Annotated in this window: 13 protein-coding genes; 7 read left to right on the top strand and 6 right to left on the bottom strand. The window is 71.0% G+C overall.

Annotated elements, in window-relative coordinates; all coding sequences use genetic code 11:
- The first annotated feature begins 39 nt into the window (after positions 1-39).
- A complete protein-coding gene (locus tag M8C17_RS14255) occupies positions 40-2883 on the top strand; it encodes a transglycosylase domain-containing protein (RefSeq protein ID WP_252416927.1) in 2844 nt (947 codons plus the stop codon).
- 127 nt (positions 2884-3010) lie between these two features.
- Entirely contained in the window at positions 3011-4513 is a 1503-nt protein-coding gene (locus tag M8C17_RS14250; protein WP_252416926.1) for a glycosyltransferase family 87 protein, read from the top strand.
- A 6-nt stretch (positions 4514-4519) separates the two neighbouring features.
- On the opposite strand, the gene M8C17_RS14245 is transcribed toward M8C17_RS14250, so the two are convergent.
- Together M8C17_RS14245 and M8C17_RS14240 are read right to left on the bottom strand one after the other, a co-directional pair.
- On the bottom strand, positions 4520-6709 hold the full coding sequence (locus M8C17_RS14245; protein ID WP_252416925.1) for a poly-gamma-glutamate biosynthesis protein PgsC/CapC: 2190 nt from the start codon (positions 6707-6709) through the stop codon (positions 4520-4522).
- Positions 6706-7497 carry a deoxyribonuclease IV gene (locus M8C17_RS14240; protein ID WP_252416924.1) on the bottom strand — a complete coding sequence of 264 codons (792 nt, stop codon included), beginning with the start codon at positions 7495-7497 and terminating at the stop codon, positions 6706-6708. Before M8C17_RS14240 ends, M8C17_RS14245 begins: the two co-directional genes overlap by 4 nt.
- 639 nt (positions 7498-8136) lie before the next feature.
- Here M8C17_RS14240 and rpsF point away from each other — a divergent pair.
- The 4 genes from rpsF (at position 8137) to rplI (ending at position 9787) form a co-directional block, all read left to right on the top strand.
- The gene (gene rpsF / locus M8C17_RS14235; RefSeq protein WP_007073791.1) at positions 8137-8427 is read left to right on the top strand and encodes a 30S ribosomal protein S6; all 291 of its coding nucleotides are present in this window, start codon (positions 8137-8139) and stop codon (positions 8425-8427) included.
- Between the two features lie 78 nt (positions 8428-8505).
- Entirely contained in the window at positions 8506-9045 is a 540-nt protein-coding gene (locus tag M8C17_RS14230; protein WP_252416923.1) for a single-stranded DNA-binding protein, read from the top strand.
- A gap of 41 nt (positions 9046-9086) precedes the next feature.
- On the top strand, positions 9087-9326 hold the full coding sequence (gene rpsR / locus M8C17_RS14225; protein WP_013289355.1) for a 30S ribosomal protein S18: 240 nt from the start codon (positions 9087-9089) through the stop codon (positions 9324-9326).
- Positions 9327-9340: 14 nt separating this feature from the next.
- The gene (gene rplI / locus M8C17_RS14220) at positions 9341-9787 is read left to right on the top strand and encodes a 50S ribosomal protein L9 (RefSeq protein ID WP_252416922.1); all 447 of its coding nucleotides are present in this window, start codon (positions 9341-9343) and stop codon (positions 9785-9787) included.
- An 81-nt stretch (positions 9788-9868) separates the two neighbouring features.
- Here rplI and M8C17_RS14215 read toward each other — a convergent pair whose 3' ends face one another.
- Positions 9869-11407 (bottom strand): hypothetical protein, encoded by a 1539-nt coding sequence (locus M8C17_RS14215; protein ID WP_252416921.1) that lies wholly within the window; start codon positions 11405-11407, stop codon positions 9869-9871.
- A 398-nt stretch (positions 11408-11805) separates the two neighbouring features.
- On the opposite strand from M8C17_RS14215, the gene dnaB reads away from it, so the two are divergent.
- Positions 11806-13206, top strand: a complete 1401-nt coding sequence (gene dnaB / locus M8C17_RS14210) for a replicative DNA helicase (protein ID WP_252416920.1) — start codon at positions 11806-11808, stop codon at positions 13204-13206.
- A 13-nt stretch (positions 13207-13219) separates the two neighbouring features.
- Here dnaB and M8C17_RS14205 read toward each other — a convergent pair whose 3' ends face one another.
- The 3 genes from M8C17_RS14205 to M8C17_RS14195 all read right to left on the bottom strand — a co-directional run bounded on the left by M8C17_RS14205 (position 13220) and on the right by M8C17_RS14195 (position 15045).
- Entirely contained in the window at positions 13220-13897 is a 678-nt protein-coding gene (locus M8C17_RS14205) for a maleylpyruvate isomerase N-terminal domain-containing protein (RefSeq protein ID WP_252416919.1), read from the bottom strand.
- A gap of 103 nt (positions 13898-14000) precedes the next feature.
- Complete coding sequence (locus M8C17_RS14200; RefSeq protein WP_252416918.1) at positions 14001-14393, bottom strand: zf-TFIIB domain-containing protein; 393 nt, start codon at positions 14391-14393, stop codon at positions 14001-14003.
- Between the two features lie 19 nt (positions 14394-14412).
- Positions 14413-15045: a phosphoribosyltransferase gene (locus M8C17_RS14195; RefSeq protein WP_252416917.1), complete on the bottom strand. Its 633-nt coding sequence runs from the start codon at positions 15043-15045 to the stop codon at positions 14413-14415.
- Between the last annotated feature and the right edge of the window lie 40 nt (positions 15046-15085).

The following is a 15085-nucleotide window of genomic DNA, read 5'->3' as shown; positions in this document are numbered from 1 at the left end:
GCGCAGCAGCGCCCCACCGCGACCGGCAGGGTGTGAGGAATGAACTCGTACGGCGATCCCAGTTCTGCGCGCGGACGGGCCCAGTACCCGGGTCCGAACGGCGACCCCGGACCGGGCGCGGACGACGCGTACCGCCGAACCGGCGGTGACTCTCGTGGGAGTGGCTGGTCGGCCCCGGAGGTCCCAGCGTCCCCCGGTCGTGCCTCGGTGACACCGCGGGCCGCCGGTGGACGGGCCTCCGTGGGTGGTTCGGCCGCGGTCCCGCCACGCGGCGCCGCCGGCTCCGCCTCGGTCGGTCCGGCCACGCCCGGCCGACCCGGTCGGGCGTCGGTGCCGGTGTCCCCGGCACCGGGTGTGGCCGCCGGTCGTGCCGGCGCCGGCCGGGCCTCGGTGCCCGTGTCCCCGGCCCCCGGTGCGCCGGCGGGTCGGGCCACGGTGGGCGCGGCGTCCGTCGGCGCCGCCTCGGCGGGCCGGGCCAGTGTCGGCTCCGCGTCCGTGGGCGGCCGGGCTGCGGTCGCACGGGCGAGCGTCTCACCGGTCTCCGGCGGCCCGGGTGGCCCCGGTGGCCCCGGTGGGCCGAACGGTCCGGGTCGTGGTGGTCGGGGCGGTCGCGGTCCGGGTGACCCGGGCGCGGCGGCCAAGGCGAAGAAGCGCAAGCGGATGAACCTGCTGATCGCCGGGTTCGCGGTCTTCATCATGCTCGCCGGTGTCGGCGTGGTCGGCTTCACCTACTACTCGACCAACGTCGTCATGCCCGACGAGATGCCGCTGCCCCTGTCCACGACGGTCTACGCCAAGGACGGCAAGACCCAGCTCGCCAAGCTGGGCAGCGAGAACCGCAGCTTCGTCACCATCGACCAGATCCCCGAGTACGTGCAGCACGCGGTGGCCGCCGCCGAGGACCGGAACTTCTACCGGCACTCGGGCGTCGACTACAAGGGCATCGTCCGGGCGGCGTGGAACAACGTCTCCGGGGGCGACAAGCAGGGTGCCTCGACGATCACCCAGCAGTACGCCCGTAACGCGTTCGAGAACCTCCAGGACGACACGTACGGCCGCAAGGTGAAGGAGGCGATCCTCGCCTCCAAGCTGAACGAGAAGTACGACAAGCCGCAGATCATGCAGCACTACCTCAACGTGATCTACTTCGGACGTGGTGCGTACGGCATCGAGGCCGCGGCGCAGACCTACTTCGGTAAGCCGGCGAGCAAACTCACCGTCGCCGAGGGCGCGGTCCTGGCCGCAGTGATCAAGCAGCCGGTGGCGAGCGAGACGCACAAGGGGTTCGACCCGGCGGTCAACCCGACCGACGCCAAGTCGCGGTGGGACTACGTGATCGCCGGCATGAAGAAGGAAGGCTGGCTGGACGCCCCCGGTCAGCAGGCGGCACCGGTCGAGTACCCCAAGGTGCTTCCCCCGAAGAAGGACGGCGTCGGCTTCGGTGTCGACAGCCCTCGCGGCAACGTCATCAACTACGTCCGTCAGGAGATGGACGCGATGGGCCTCTGCTCCGACAGCGGCGCGGAGGGCAAGACGAGCTGCGTCGACGCGCTGCGGGACGGCGGCTACCGGATCACCACCACCATCGACCCGAAGCTCCAGGCGGCCGCCGAGAACACCGCGATGCAGTCGAAGAAGGGCTCCGAGCTCAACGACCAGCCGAAGAACCTGATGGCTGCCGTCGTCTCGATCGACCCGAAGAAGGGCCGCGTGCTCGCCTACTACGGCGGTGACAGCGGTGCGGACTTCGACTACGCCGGCAAGAACACCGACAAGAACGGCGACCTGACCGGTGGCCACCAGCCCGGCTCGTCGATGAAGGTGTACACCCTGGCCGCCGCCATCGAGGCCGGCATCTCGGTCAAGTCGCACTGGGACCCCACGCCGTACAAGCCCGAGGGTTCCAAGGTCGCGATCGGCAACGCCGGCCGCACCAACCTCAAGTGCGGCAAGTGGTGCACCCTCGAAGAGTCGACGATCCAGTCGTACAACGTGCCCTTCTACTGGGTCACCAAGGAGGTCGGCGCCGAGAAGGTGGTCGACATGGCCAGGAAGGCCGGCGTGACCACCATGTGGGGCGTCGACCCGCCGCAGGCCTTCGACCTGTCGAAGAAGGGGCCGAACCCCTTCGACAACTACACCGGTTTCGGCAAGTACCCGATCACGGTCTTCGACCACGCCAACGCCATGGCCACGTTCGCCAACGACGGCAAGTACATCAAGGCGCACTTCGTCATCAAGGTGGAGCAGCAGGACAAGGACACCGGCAAGTGGAAGGTGGTCGGCAGCGAGCGCATCAAGCCGGAGCAGCGGATCGACAAGAAGATCACCGATGAGGTCACCGGTGTCCTGAAGCAGATCCCCGCCCCCAACAAGCTCTCGCTCGAAGACGGCCGCCAGGCCGCCGCCAAGACCGGCACCTGGGAGTACGACAACAAGGACAACGCCCACGCGTGGACGGTCGGCTACACCCCGCAGAACGCCACCGCGGTCTGGGTGGGCAGCCGGGATCCGAAGAAGCCCCAGATCCGCCTCGCCAGCGGTAAGGCCATCGGCGGTTCGACGCTGCCCGGCCCGATCTGGGAGAAGTACATGAACACCGCGTTGAAGGGCCAGGAGGAGATTCCTCTGCCCAGCGTCACCGGCGAGGGCGACGCCACCAAGGGCAACGGCGAGGAGCCGGCGGTTACGCCACCTGTCATCCCGGGTCTGCCGGGTGGGCCCGGCGGGCCGGGCGGGCAGCCGCCCTGTGACCCGCTGACCAACCCGTTCTGCCCGCGTACCGACGGCAACGGTGGCAACCCCGGCGGGCCAGGCAACGGCGGGAACGGCGGCAACGGCGGCGGGCTACTGCCCGGCCTCGCACCGACCAACCGGGACTGACCCGCACCCACTCCACGACGCCGCCGCCGGCCGGACGACCTGTCCGGCCGGCGGCGGCGTTTCCGTATCCGGATCCGGCGTGCCGGGACGGGACGCGCACCCCCGACGTACGGCAGGATGCCTTTCCATGAGCACCCAGTCGACGCCCGGCATCGACGACGCCGGAACCACCGACCACCCGTCCCGCTCCGACGGGTTCGTCCGCGGCATCTCCGGCGTGATCGGCGGTCCGCTGGGCGACCACGCGACGGCGCTGGACCGGCCGGCCGGCGGTGAGCGGCGCTTCTGGACCGCCGTCCGGATCGTGCTGGCGCTGGCCTGCCTCACGCTCGCCCTGCACTGGGTGCAGAAGTCCCCCTGCCAGGACGGTGCCTGGCAGAACAACGAGCAGTACACGAGGTTCTGCTACACCGACGTGCTCGCCCTCTACTACGCCGAGGGGCTCAACGAGGGCAAGGTGCCCTACCGCGACCACCCGGTCGAGTATCCCGTTCTGACCGGCTATTTCATGGGGGCGCTGGGCCTGCCGGTGCACGCCCTCGGCGACGGCGACCCGAGCATCAACCAGGGCGAGTGGTTCTACAACCTCAACGCACTGGTGCTGGGCGCGCTCGCGGTGGCCACCGTGGCGGTGATCCTGGCGCTGCGCCGTCGACGACCCTGGGACGCCGCGCTGTTCGCGCTCGCCCCGGCGTTGCTGCTCACCGCCACCGTCAACTGGGACCTGCTCGCCATCGGGCTGGGTGCGTTCGGCCTGCTGGCCTGGGCACGCAAACGGCCGGCGCTGGCCGGTGTGCTGCTCGGCCTCGCCGGCGCGGCGAAACTCTGGCCGCTGTTCCTCCTCGGCCCCATCCTGGTGCTGGCGTTGCGGGCCGCACGGCTACGCGCCGCGCTCATCGCGATCGGCAGCGCCATCGCCGCCCTGGTGCTGGTGAACCTGCCCCCCGCGCTGGCGTACCGGGAGAACTGGGACCGGTTCTTCGAGCTGAACAGCACCCGACCGATCGACTGGGGCACGCTCTGGTACATCGGGCGCTACCTGGACGGCAAGGTCGGCGGCGACCCCGCCCGGCTCGGCCCGTTCGAGTGGCTCAACGTCAACATCGGAACCCTCAACACCATCTCGTACGCCCTCTTCGGGCTGGCCTGCCTCGGCGTGGCCGTGCTGGCGCTGCGGGCACCCCAACGACCGCGGCTTGCCCAACTCGCCTTCCTGGTCGTCGCCGCGTTCCTCATCTTCAGCAAGGTCTGGTCCCAGCAGTTCGTGCTCTGGCTGCTGCCGCTGGCCGTGCTGGCCCGGCCGAAGTGGGGCGCCTTCCTGGCCTGGCAGCTCGCCGAGGTCTGCTACTTCGTCGCCTTCTACGGCGAGCTGCTCGGCGCGGCGACCAGCCGTCCGGTCTTCCCGGAGGGAGTGTTCGTGCTGGCCTCGACGCTCCGGCTGGCCACCGTGGTGGTGCTCTGCGTGCTGATCGTCCAGGAGATCCTGCATCCCGAGCGGGACGCGGTGCGAACCACCTATCCGGACGACCCGGACGGCGGCGTGCTCGACGGCGCGCCCGACGCACCCTGGCTGGACCGATGGCGCCGCCCCGCAGACAAGCCCGCACCCGAGCCCGTCACCACCACCTGATCCCGGTCAGAGCCGGTAGACCACCGCGTCGCCGACCTCCTGCCGGGTGATGCCGAGCGGCTCGACCGGCGTGTTGATGGTGATCTCCCACGGCGTGCCCGGCACCTGGTTGCGCAGCAGCACCACCGTGCGGACGCCGAGCGTGCGCAGGTAGTCGACGCTGGTCTGGTCGGGGAACGACTGGCTGACCCGGCGGACGTCGTCGAGTTGGCGCGGGGTGAAGCCGCTGCCGCCGTTCACCACGTCCGGGAAGCCGTCGGTCGACCAGAGCATCACGTGCTGGTCCAGGCTCTGGTTGCTGGGCAGCACCAGCAGCGGTCCCTCCGCCGTGCGGAGCGCGGCCGGCTGGGTCGGCACCACCGGATGCGGGGTGGTGTTCAGGCCCTCGACGGTGACCAGCAGCAGCGGCAGCAGGGTGGCCAGCCGCAGCCACGGGCCAGGCCAGGATGGGATCCGCTGTGCGGCCAGCTCGCGGACCCGGTCGGTGAGGGCGGTGACCGCGCCGGCCGCGAGCAGGGCGAGCAGCAGCGTGGTCCAGAGCATCAACCGCCCGGGGGTACGCAGTGCGCTCCAGCCCGGCGCGTGCTCGAAGAGCGGGATGTAGGTGAAGGTGCCGTCGAAGAAGCGGGTGCCCATCGCGAAGGCCATGGTCACCAGCACACCGGCGAGCAGCAGCAGGCGGTGCCGTAGGCGCCAGACCGAGAAGAACAGCCCGCCCGCGGCCAGGGCGTAGAGCACGAAGCCGGGCAGCAGGGTCATCTCCGGGTGCCACGGCAACGCCGCCCGGGCACCCTCGTGCAGCTCACCCCAGATCCGTGACTCGGCGGGTGCCGTCACGAAGCCCGACGCCGGCGGGGAGAAGAGGCTGATGTCGCCGACGGTGCGCTCGGCGTACGGGTGCAGCTCGGTCACCTTGAAGAACGGGATGGCCATCAGCAGACCGACCCCGGCGAAGAGCACCCCGCCCACCACGTCGGCGATGAACAGCCGGCGGCCGAACGGCGGCGCCTGCCCGCTCCGGAGCCGCCTGACGAGGAAGAGAACGGCGGCGACCAGCACCGCGCCGGCCAGGAAGTACGCGAACGGCAGGCCGATGCCGAAGCCGAGGCTGAGCTGCCAGGCCGCCACCAGCCAGCCGGCGTAGACCCAGCCGTCGTGCCGGCGTTCCGGGCGGTAGCCGTGCCGCAGTGACCAGCCGTGCCCACGAGCCAGCATGGCCAGGGCCAGGGGGATGCCGCCGTTGGAGAGCACGTGCAGGTGCCCGGCCTGGGCCAGCCACCACGGCGCGTAGGTGTAGGCGACCCCGGCGACGGCGGCGCCGATCCGGCCCGAGCCGAGCTGTCGGGCCAGCGCGTACGCCCCGAGCGTGGCGAGCGCGTGCGCCAGCACGAACATGATGTTGTAGCGGAGCACGGCGTCCTCGGGGCCACTGCCGAGCATCCCGGCGGGGGCGTAGCCGAGGAGCGTGTCGGAGAACGCGAAGCTCCACAGCTCGGGGAAGAACGTGTTGGACTGCCAGAGGTGCGCCGGGTCGGTCAGCAGGATGTGCCCGGACCAGGCCATCTGCCACGCCTGCAGGCTCGGGTCCCAGTAGTCCTGTGGGAGCGTGTAGCGCGGGTACCGCAGCGTCGGCCAGGTCATGAGCACGGCCAGCGCCAGCGCGCCGAGGCTGGCCAGGGTCCACTCGTGGATCAGGAACCGGCCGACGGCGCGGGCCGCCCTGGTGAGGCGGCTGGGCACCGGCTCGGGCGCGGAGGCGAAGGCCTCCCAACGCTCGGGCTCGGTCGACTTCGCCGCGCCGTCGCCATCTGCCGCCGCCGCGCCCTTCCCGGCGGCCTCCTTCGTGGAGTCGTCCTTCGCGGTTGCGTCCTGCGCGGTGGAGTCCTTGGCAGGCTCGGATGCGTTGCCCGTCGTGGTGGCGACCTTGGCATCGGGAGCGGTGTCGACCCGCGCGTCGCCGTCCTTGGCGGTGTCGGTCTCGCCCACGGCGTCCGCGCTGTCGTCCCTGGCCCTGTCGTCCTTGGCCTTGGAGTCCGCGCTGCCGTCCTTGGCAGCGGTGGTGATGGCTGCGTCTGACGCGGTGCCGGCGGTGCGGGCGGCGGGGGTGCCGGCGGCGGGCGACGTGGCCGGTCTGGTCTCGGTGTCACCCGTGGAGGCGGGCCGGGCGTTGCCGGTCCCGGACTGTCCGGTCGTCATGCCGCCGGGCTCTCCGTGCCGAGCTGCTGGCGGAGGAAGTCGATGTCGGCGGACTGCCCGGTCACACCGCCCGGGGTCTCGACAACCACCGGCGCTCCGGCCGCCCGGATCACCGCCACCACCAGCTCCGGGTCGATCGTCCCGCCGTCCAGGTTGTCGTGCCGGTCCTGACCCGAGTTGAACGCGCCCTTGGAGTTGTTGGCGTGCACCAGGTCGATCCGCCCGGTGATCGCCTTGACCCGGTCGACCAGGCCGAGCAGATCCTCGCCGCCGGCGTAGGCATGGCAGGTGTCGAGACAGAAGCCGACCTCGTGGTCGCCGACGGCGTCCCACAGCCGGGCCAGCGCGTCCAGACGGCGGGCGCAGGCGTTGTCGCCGCCGGCGGTGTTCTCGATCAGGACCGGGACCCCGAAACCGCCGGAGTCGGCCGCGTACGCGAAGGTCTTGCGCCAGTTGTCGAAGCCGACGGCCGGGTCGTCGCCGGCGTTGACGTGCCCGCCGTGGACGATCAGGCCCTTGGCACCGATCGCGGCGGCGGCGGTGGCGTGCCCGAGCAGCAGCTTGCGGCTGGGGATCCGGATGCGATTGTTGAGCGTCGCCACGTTGATGACGTACGGCGCGTGCACGTAGAGATCGACCTCGGCCGCGCGTAGCTGCTCGGCGTCCTCCCGTGGCTTGGGGGCCTTCCACCCCTGGGGGTCGGAGAGGAAGAACTGCACGGTGTCGGCGGACCGGGCGGCCGCCTCCGCGAGCGGGTCGGTCGAATCGACGTGGGCTCCGATACGCATGCGAGCGAGCCTACGTCGCGCCCCCGACGGGTGGGGTGATGGCCGGCGCGGTGTCGGACGTCGACGCGTCACCCGTGGGACCGACGATCGTTGATGGGTTGGAGCCGGCGGCCAGCGCCCGGTACCGCCGTCGGCGCGAGCGCCGCGAACGGCAGCCGGTGGTCGACGGACCGACAGCGAGGTCACCCCCGTCGCGCGGCCCGGCGCGGCGGGGGGCGACCCCTTCGAGAGACCAGTTCCCGCCGAAGAACAATCTCGGAAATTTGTGCTTTTTCCCCCGACAAGGTACGAGAGCCGTTGTATCGTCAGGTAACAACACGATAAAGCTCCGCGGGGCGTCTTCGGTCCAACCTCATCGGTGTGGTCGTTCCTCCCCAGGTCCCACCCAAGGAATGCGGACGGGACGCCCCGCGGCCTCGTTGACGGGGGTCCACCACCGACCGGTGACGGTCGGACGGTGGGCCCCCGTCGGCACGTTCCGGCGCCGAGCCGACCACCCCGGGCATGATCGTCCGGACCGGGTATCCTGGTCAGGTTGTCCGCGTCCGGCCGGGTTCCCCCGGCACGTGCGGGCAGCGACGCACGACCTCCTGCCACGGAAGGACCGTGGCCGCTTAGCCCACAGGAGGTGAGCACGTCTTGCGTCATTACGAGATCATGGTGATCCTCGACCCCAGCCTCGAGGAACGCACCGTCGCCCCGTCGCTCGACACGTACCTGAACGTGATCCGGACCGCGGGTGGCTCCGTTGAGAAGACGGACGTGTGGGGCCGCCGGCGCCTCGCGTACGAGATCAACAAAAAGGCCGAGGGCATCTACGCCGTCGTCGACCTGCAGGCCACGCCTGCTGCCGTGGCCGAGCTGGACCGTCAGCTCCGGCTCAACGAGTCCGTGCTGCGCACCAAGGTCATCCGGCCGGAGATGCGCTAAGCATTCAACCCGGTTCGCCCGGATCAGCCTCCGCGGCTCTGTCGTACGGCTCTGGGAGCCTGTACGACGAGACGCTGAGTGCGCGAGGAGATGGTCATGGCAGGAGACACCACCATCACGGTCATCGGCAATCTGACCGATGACCCCGAGTTGCGGTTCACCCCGTCCGGTGCGGCGGTCGCCAAGTTCCGGGTCGCTTCGACGCCCCGTTTCATGGACAAGACCACCAACGAGTGGAAGGACGGCGAGCCGCTCTTCCTGGCCTGCACCGTGTGGCGTCAGGCGGCGGAGCACGTTGCCGAGTCACTCCAGCGGGGCGCCCGCGTGATCGTCTCGGGTCGGCTGCGTCAGCGGTCGTACGAGACCCGCGAGGGCGAGAAGCGCACCGTCATCGAGCTTGAGGTCGACGAGATCGGCCCGTCGCTGCGCTACGCCACGGCGAAGGTGCAGAAGATGTCCCGCTCCGGTGGCGGTGGCGGCGGCTTTGGTGGCGGTAGCGGTGGCGGTGGTGGTCAGGGTGGCGGCGGAGGCAACTTCGACGACCCCTGGGCTTCGGCTGCACCCTCTCCCGCGCGTGCCGGTTCGGGCGCCAATTTCGACGAGGAGCCACCGTTCTAATGGCGCCGAGCGCCCGCGATCGCAAACCAGGAGCACGTGCAATGGCCAAGGCTGCGGCACTTCGCAAGCCGAAGAAGAAGGTGAACCCGCTCGACAAGGACGGGATCACCTATATCGATTACAAGGACACCGCGCTGCTGCGCAAGTTCATCTCCGACCGCGGCAAGATCCGCGCTCGGCGGGTGACCGGCGTGACCTCGCAGCAGCAGCGGCAGATCGCCCGTGCGGTCAAGAACGCCCGTGAGATGGCGCTCCTGCCGTACACGGCCACCACCCGCTGAGAGGAGGCACCGATATGAAGATCATCCTGACTCAGGAAGTGTCCGGCCTCGGTGCCCCGGGCGACATCGTCGAGGTCAAGGACGGCTACGGCCGTAACTACCTGCTGCCGCAGGGCTTCGCGATCGTCTGGACCAAGGGCGCGGAAAAGCAGGTCACGGTCATCAAGCGGGCCCGTGGGGCCCGTGAGATCCGCGACCTCGACCACGCCAACGAGGTCAAGGGTCAGCTCGAGGGTCTCAAGGTCAGCCTGAAGGCCCGCGCCGGCGACGGCGGGCGGCTCTTCGGCTCGGTCACTCCGGCCGAGATCGTCGACGCCGTCAAGGCGTCCGGCGGCCCGGTCCTCGATCGGCGCCGGCTGGAGGTGCCCGGTCACATCAAGTCGATCGGCAGCTACCCGGTGAAGATCAAGCTGCACCCCGAGGTGACCGCGTCGTTCAGCCTGAACGTCGTTCAGGGCTGACGCCAGCAACACCACCACGAAGGCCCGTACCGAGCGATCGGTACGGGCCTTCGTGCGTGTTCGTCGTGGTGCCCGCGCCGGTCAGCCGATCGGCTGACCGGTCACCGCGCTGATCAGCACCGTCGAGAGACCCCCGCCCACCACCGCAGCGGCGACCGCGATGGTGGCCGAGCGCCACGTGGTGCCGACCCGGCGCAGCAACGCCGCAACCACCAGGCTGCTCACCAGCGCCAGCCCGAACCGCGGCGCGCCGGCGAGCAGCGACTCCAGCGCCCGCGACCGGGCCGAGTCGCAGCCACCCCCGCTGATGTCGGTGACACAGCCGGCCGGCGGCTGGCCGTCCAGCGTCAACAGCCAGACGAAGATCAGCACCGCCGGCACGAGGTAACAGGCCGCGGTGTACAGCAGCGACAGGAAGGGCCCGCTGGGATCCGGGTCGAGCAGGTCGTCCTCCAGGCGCCGAGCCCAGGCGCCCGTGGCCGCCGTCTCGACCCGCCGGCGCACCGACGCCGTCCCGACCGGCGGCTGAACCGTCCGGCGCCCCGGACCGCCAGCACGCGGTACGGGCGCGCTGCGCGGGCGCGGAGCGGTGTACCCGACCACCGGGGACCGGGGTGCCGACGTCGACGAATCCATCCACCGGGGGTCGTCTCCGGCCAGCCGGGTGCCCGACCAGAACCCCTCGGCCCGGCTCGGCCAACCCTCCGCCGCCACCGACCGGTCGGAGCGTGGCGGCACCGTCCGATCCCACTGGTCGTCCTCGACCGCGGACCGCTCCCACTGACCGGTGCGGTCGGACCGCTCCCAGCCACCGATGCTCTCCGCCTGCGACCACTGCCCGCTCAGGTCCGTGTCGTCCGCACCGGCCGCCGGCGGCCAGGCGTGCACGCCCGAGGCGTCCCACGGGTCGACCGCCGGGGCGTACGACGGCTCGGGCTCCACCGCCCGCTCGGACTCGCGCTCCCACGGGTCGACAGCCGGTCGGGACCAGGACTCCTCCGCGGCACGGCGGCTTCGTCGGCTGGGCCGGTCCGGGTCCCGTCGGGGCGCCGGCTCGACGGGAGCGGGCTCCAGGTCACCGCCGGACCAGACGACCTGAGGACGGCCGGCGGGCGCACGGCGGGGACGGCGGTCCGGGACCGCTCCCGAGACCGGCTCCCCCTCCACCGAGTCGGCGCGCCGGCGGCCGGAGTATCCCTGGTCCTGCGGACGGTCGAGCGTCCACTCCTTCGTGTGGTCCGAATGTGGCGCCGCGTCGAGTGCCGGCTGCTCCCGCCAGCTCGTTTCGCTGGCCCGCCGTTGGCTGCTTCTCGTCTCGGTGGACCGCCAGCCGGCACCGGAACTCGGCGGCTCCGCTTCCGGTTCGTCGTCGTCGGGCGCGGCGTGCCGGCCAGCGCCGTCCGCGTGCCGAACCCCCGACTCCAGCGCCCACCGTGGAAGGTAGGCGTCGGCTGGCTCATCCTGCCCACGGTCCAACGCCCGCCGGCGGCTCGAGGTGCGGTAGCGCACGTCCTCGTCGTACGGGTCGACCGGAAGCGCCGGCGCGGGCTCACCCCACGAGGCGATCGGCTGGCGCTCGCGCGGGCTGCCCTCCCCGCGTCCCCAGTCCCGGTAACTCACGGCCGGAGTGTGACCCTTCTGAACCGAAAGCGGAATCCGCTGTCCAGGTGTAGCCGTTCGCTGGAGATAGTACGGGACGATCGTGTCACAGGCCCGACCGAAATATTTCCCTCCACAGGCTGGGGACCGCATAACCCCAGGTCAGCGCGTTATCGCCGAGAATTCCCCAATGGTTGTCCACAGCCTGTGCACACCCTGCGCACATGCTCGCCCACCGGCGTCCACAGGTTGTCCCGAGGCTCGTCCACCGGCCTTGTTGAGTCGCTGACCTCGGGATCCGTATGGTTGGCCCTCGACCGCCGGCGCGATGGCCCCCGATCGACCGGCCCGGTCGGACGGAAATGTCGTACCCCGGCGATACAGCTGGGACCGGATCCGGCGCAGTGGAGGGGGGACCCGTGTCGGTCACCGACGATATGCGGGCGGAGCAACGCTCCGGCGGCCAGCCGCCTGCGCAGCGAGATGGCCAGTTCGACAAGACCCCACCGCAGGATGTCGCGGCCGAGCAGTGCGTCCTCGGTGGCATGCTGCTCTCCAAGGACGCCATCGCCGACGTCGTCGAGATCCTCAAGACCAACGACTTCTACCGGCCGGTGCACGCCACCATCTTCGACATCATCCTGGACATCTACGGCCGGGGTGAGCCGGCCGACCCGATCACGGTGGCGGCGGCCCTGACCGACTCGGGTGACCTGGCCCGCATCGGCGGCGCGCCGTACCTGCACACGCTCATCGCCAGCGTGCCCACCGCCGCCAACGCCGCGTACTACGCGCGGATCGTCAGCGAGCGGGCGGTGCTGCGCCGCCTGGTCGAGGCCGGCACCAAGATCGTGCAGCTCGGTTACGGCACGGCCAACGGTGGCAGCCGCGACGTCGACGACGTCGTGGACCTCGCCCAGCAGGCCGTCTACGACGTCACCGAACGCCGGGTCAGCGAGGACTTCGCGGTCCTGGCCGACATGTTGCAGCCGACGCTGGACGAGATCGAGGCGGTGGGTGCGCAGGGCGGGATGATGACCGGCGTCCCGACCGGCTTCACCGACCTGGACCGGCTGCTCAACGGCCTGCACGCCGGGCAGCTCATCATCGTGGCCGGCAGGCCGGGTTTGGGTAAGTCTACGGCAAGTATGGACTTTGCCCGAAATGCTGCTATTCGCGCCAACCAGGCGGCTGCCATCTTCTCGCTGGAAATGAGCAAGGTCGAGATCGTCATGCGACTGCTCTCCGCTGAGGCGCGGGTGCCACTGCACGTGCTGCGCAGCGGGCAGCTCTCCGACGACGACTGGACCAAGCTGGCCCGGTGCATGGGTGAGATCAGCGAGGCGCCACTCTTCGTCGACGACACGCCGAGCATGAACCTGATGGAGATCCGGGCCAAGGCCCGCCGGCTCAAGCAGCGGCACGACCTCAAGATGATCGTGGTCGACTACCTCCAGCTGATGACCTCGCCGAAGCGCACCGAGAGCCGGCAGCAGGAGGTCGCGGACCTCTCCCGTGGCCTGAAGCTGCTGGCCAAGGAGGTCGAGTGCCCGGTGATCGCGGTCAGTCAGCTGAACCGTGGCCCCGAGCAGCGCACCGACAAGCGGCCCCAGCTGTCCGACCTGCGTGAGTCGGGCTCGATCGAACAGGACGCCGACGTTGTGATCCTGCTGCACCGCGACGACTACTACGACAAGGAGTCGCCGCGCGCCGGCGAGGCCGATTTCATTGTTGCCAAGCATCGGAACGGCCCCACCGACACGGTGACCGTCGCGGCCCAGCTGCACCTGTCCCGCTTCGTCGACATGGCCATCGGCTGACCGGCGGGCACGCTCAACCCAGCAGCGGAAACCAACCCGCCGACTCGCCCAGCTCCAGCCGATCCCGATCGGTGAGCGGGAGCCGCCCGGTGGCCTTCAGCAGGAACTCGTGGTCGTCCCAACCGGTGGGCCGAACCGTGTCGTCGCTCAGCAGCCCGTCCATGGCGGCCACCGCGACCCGTACCGCCAGTGGCCCGGGCGGCGGCGCGCCGGGCAGCTCCGGCGTCAGGTCCAGGTGGTGCACGACAGCCTCGGTGGTCAGGGTCGCGAGGAAATCCGGTACGCGCAGTACGTGCCCCTGCGTGGCCACGTACCCCGCCTGGTCGGCTGCCCTGGCCGCCCGGACCGCAGCGGGTGCGGTCTCCGCCCAGAGCCGCACGATCCCTGTCGGCCGGTCGAAGGCGGCGGCAGACCGGCGGACCCACCAGGCGTGACGGGCGTCGTCATCACCGCTGGCGGGGAAACCGCGCCAGTAGGTCACGTCGTCCACGTCGGCGGGGCCGGCGGCAGGGGTGGCCAGGGCGACCAGGGCCCGCTGCGCGTCGCCGAGCACATGGAAGAGCAGGTCCGCGACGAGCCAGCCCCGGCACCGGGTTGGACGTTGCAGGTCCGCGTCGTCGCGGCCGTCGACCACCGCGGTGATCCCGTCGTACGCCTGAGCCAGCGCCTCGTCCGGCCGGATCGCGGTCATGCGATGCAGCCTCGCACGGACCCTCCCGCCCGCCAACCGGTGGCGGTGGGCGATGCGCCCGGGCCGACGCGTGGATCGGCCCGGGCGGGATGTCGGTCCGGGCTCAGCCGAACATCTCGTCGAGGAAGCCCTTGCGCTTCTTCTGCCGGTAGTGCCCGTGGTAGCCGTGGTGCTGCTGCTGGCCGTGACCGCCGTACGCGGGGGCCGGCGGGTAGCCGTGGGCGGGCGGGGGCGGCGGCGGGGGGACAGCGCCGTAGCCGGGCTGGTGCTGGGCCGGAGCGTGGGGTGGCGGGTAGCCGCCCGGCTGCTGGGCGGGCTGGGGCGGCGCGCCGCCGGCCTGCTGGCGGCTCCAGTTGGCCTCCGCCTCGAACAGCTTCTCCAGCTCGCCGCGGTCGAGGAAGATGCCTCGGCACTCCCCGCACTGGTCGATGACGACGCCGCTGCGCTCGTACTGACGCATTTCTCCGTGACACTTGGGACAGGTGAGACTCATCATCCGAAGGTACCCGGTCGAGTCACGCGGTCGCGGTTAGCGACTCGATCACCTCGTCGTCGGACACCTCGTGGAAGTCCTCGTAGTAGACGCTCACCGCGCCGAAATCGGCCGGGCGCTGGGCGCAGACGACCTGGTCCGCCTCGGCGGCCAGCAGCTCGAACGCCTCCTGCGCGCCCACCGGGACGGCGACCACCACCCGGCGCGCCCCGAGGTGGCGAGCGACCTCCACGGAGGCTCGGGCGGTGGCTCCGGTGGCCAGCCCGTCGTCGACGATCACCGCGGTCCGTCCGGTGAGGTCCAGCGGTGGGCGAGCGCCCCGGTAGAGGCGCTCCCGGCGTTCCAACTCGGCCTGCTCCCGTTGGCTGACCTCGGCGATGTCGTCGCTGCTGAGTCGGCTGGCCACCGCGTCGTTGAGCACCTGAACACCTCCGGGGCCGAGCGCGCCGAAGGCGACCTCCCGAGCCCACGGCATGCCCAACTTGCGAACCACCAGCACGTCCAGTGGCGCGCCGAGCCGTTCGGCGACGACCCGGGCCACCGGTACGCCGCCGCGGACCAGGCCGAGGACGACGACGTTCGGTTCGCCGATGAGTGCGGTGAGTCGCTCGGCGAGCACCCGGCCCGCCTCTGCCCGGTCGCGGTATGTGGTCATGCCTTCAGGTCTACGCCCTGCCGGGCCGTTCCGCCCGGCA

The sequence above is a fragment of the Micromonospora sp. RHAY321 genome (assembly GCF_023896955.1).
GTDB lineage: Bacteria > Actinomycetota > Actinomycetes > Mycobacteriales > Micromonosporaceae > Micromonospora.
Note: the sequence above shows the minus strand (reverse complement) of the source record. Positions and strands in the feature narration are given on the sequence as shown.

Bases quoted from the DNA above. Each gene is read 5' to 3' on its own strand.
- M8C17_RS14250 (WP_252416926.1), top strand. From the start codon at position 3,011: ATGAGCACCCAGTCGACGCCCGGCATCGACGACGCCGGAACCACCGAC.
- M8C17_RS14240 (WP_252416924.1), bottom strand. From the start codon at position 7,497: ATGCGTATCGGAGCCCACGTCGATTCGACCGACCCGCTCGCGGAGGCG.
- M8C17_RS14245 (WP_252416925.1), bottom strand. From the start codon at position 6,709: ATGACGACCGGACAGTCCGGGACCGGCAACGCCCGGCCCGCCTCCACG.
- M8C17_RS14200 (WP_252416918.1), bottom strand. From the start codon at position 14,393: ATGATGAGTCTCACCTGTCCCAAGTGTCACGGAGAAATGCGTCAGTAC.
- M8C17_RS14205 (WP_252416919.1), bottom strand. From the start codon at position 13,897: ATGACCGCGATCCGGCCGGACGAGGCGCTGGCTCAGGCGTACGACGGG.
- rplI (WP_252416922.1), top strand. From the start codon at position 9,341: ATGAAGATCATCCTGACTCAGGAAGTGTCCGGCCTCGGTGCCCCGGGC.
- rpsR (WP_013289355.1), top strand. From the start codon at position 9,087: ATGGCCAAGGCTGCGGCACTTCGCAAGCCGAAGAAGAAGGTGAACCCG.
- M8C17_RS14195 (WP_252416917.1), bottom strand. From the start codon at position 15,045: ATGACCACATACCGCGACCGGGCAGAGGCGGGCCGGGTGCTCGCCGAG.
- M8C17_RS14255 (WP_252416927.1), top strand. From the start codon at position 40: ATGAACTCGTACGGCGATCCCAGTTCTGCGCGCGGACGGGCCCAGTAC.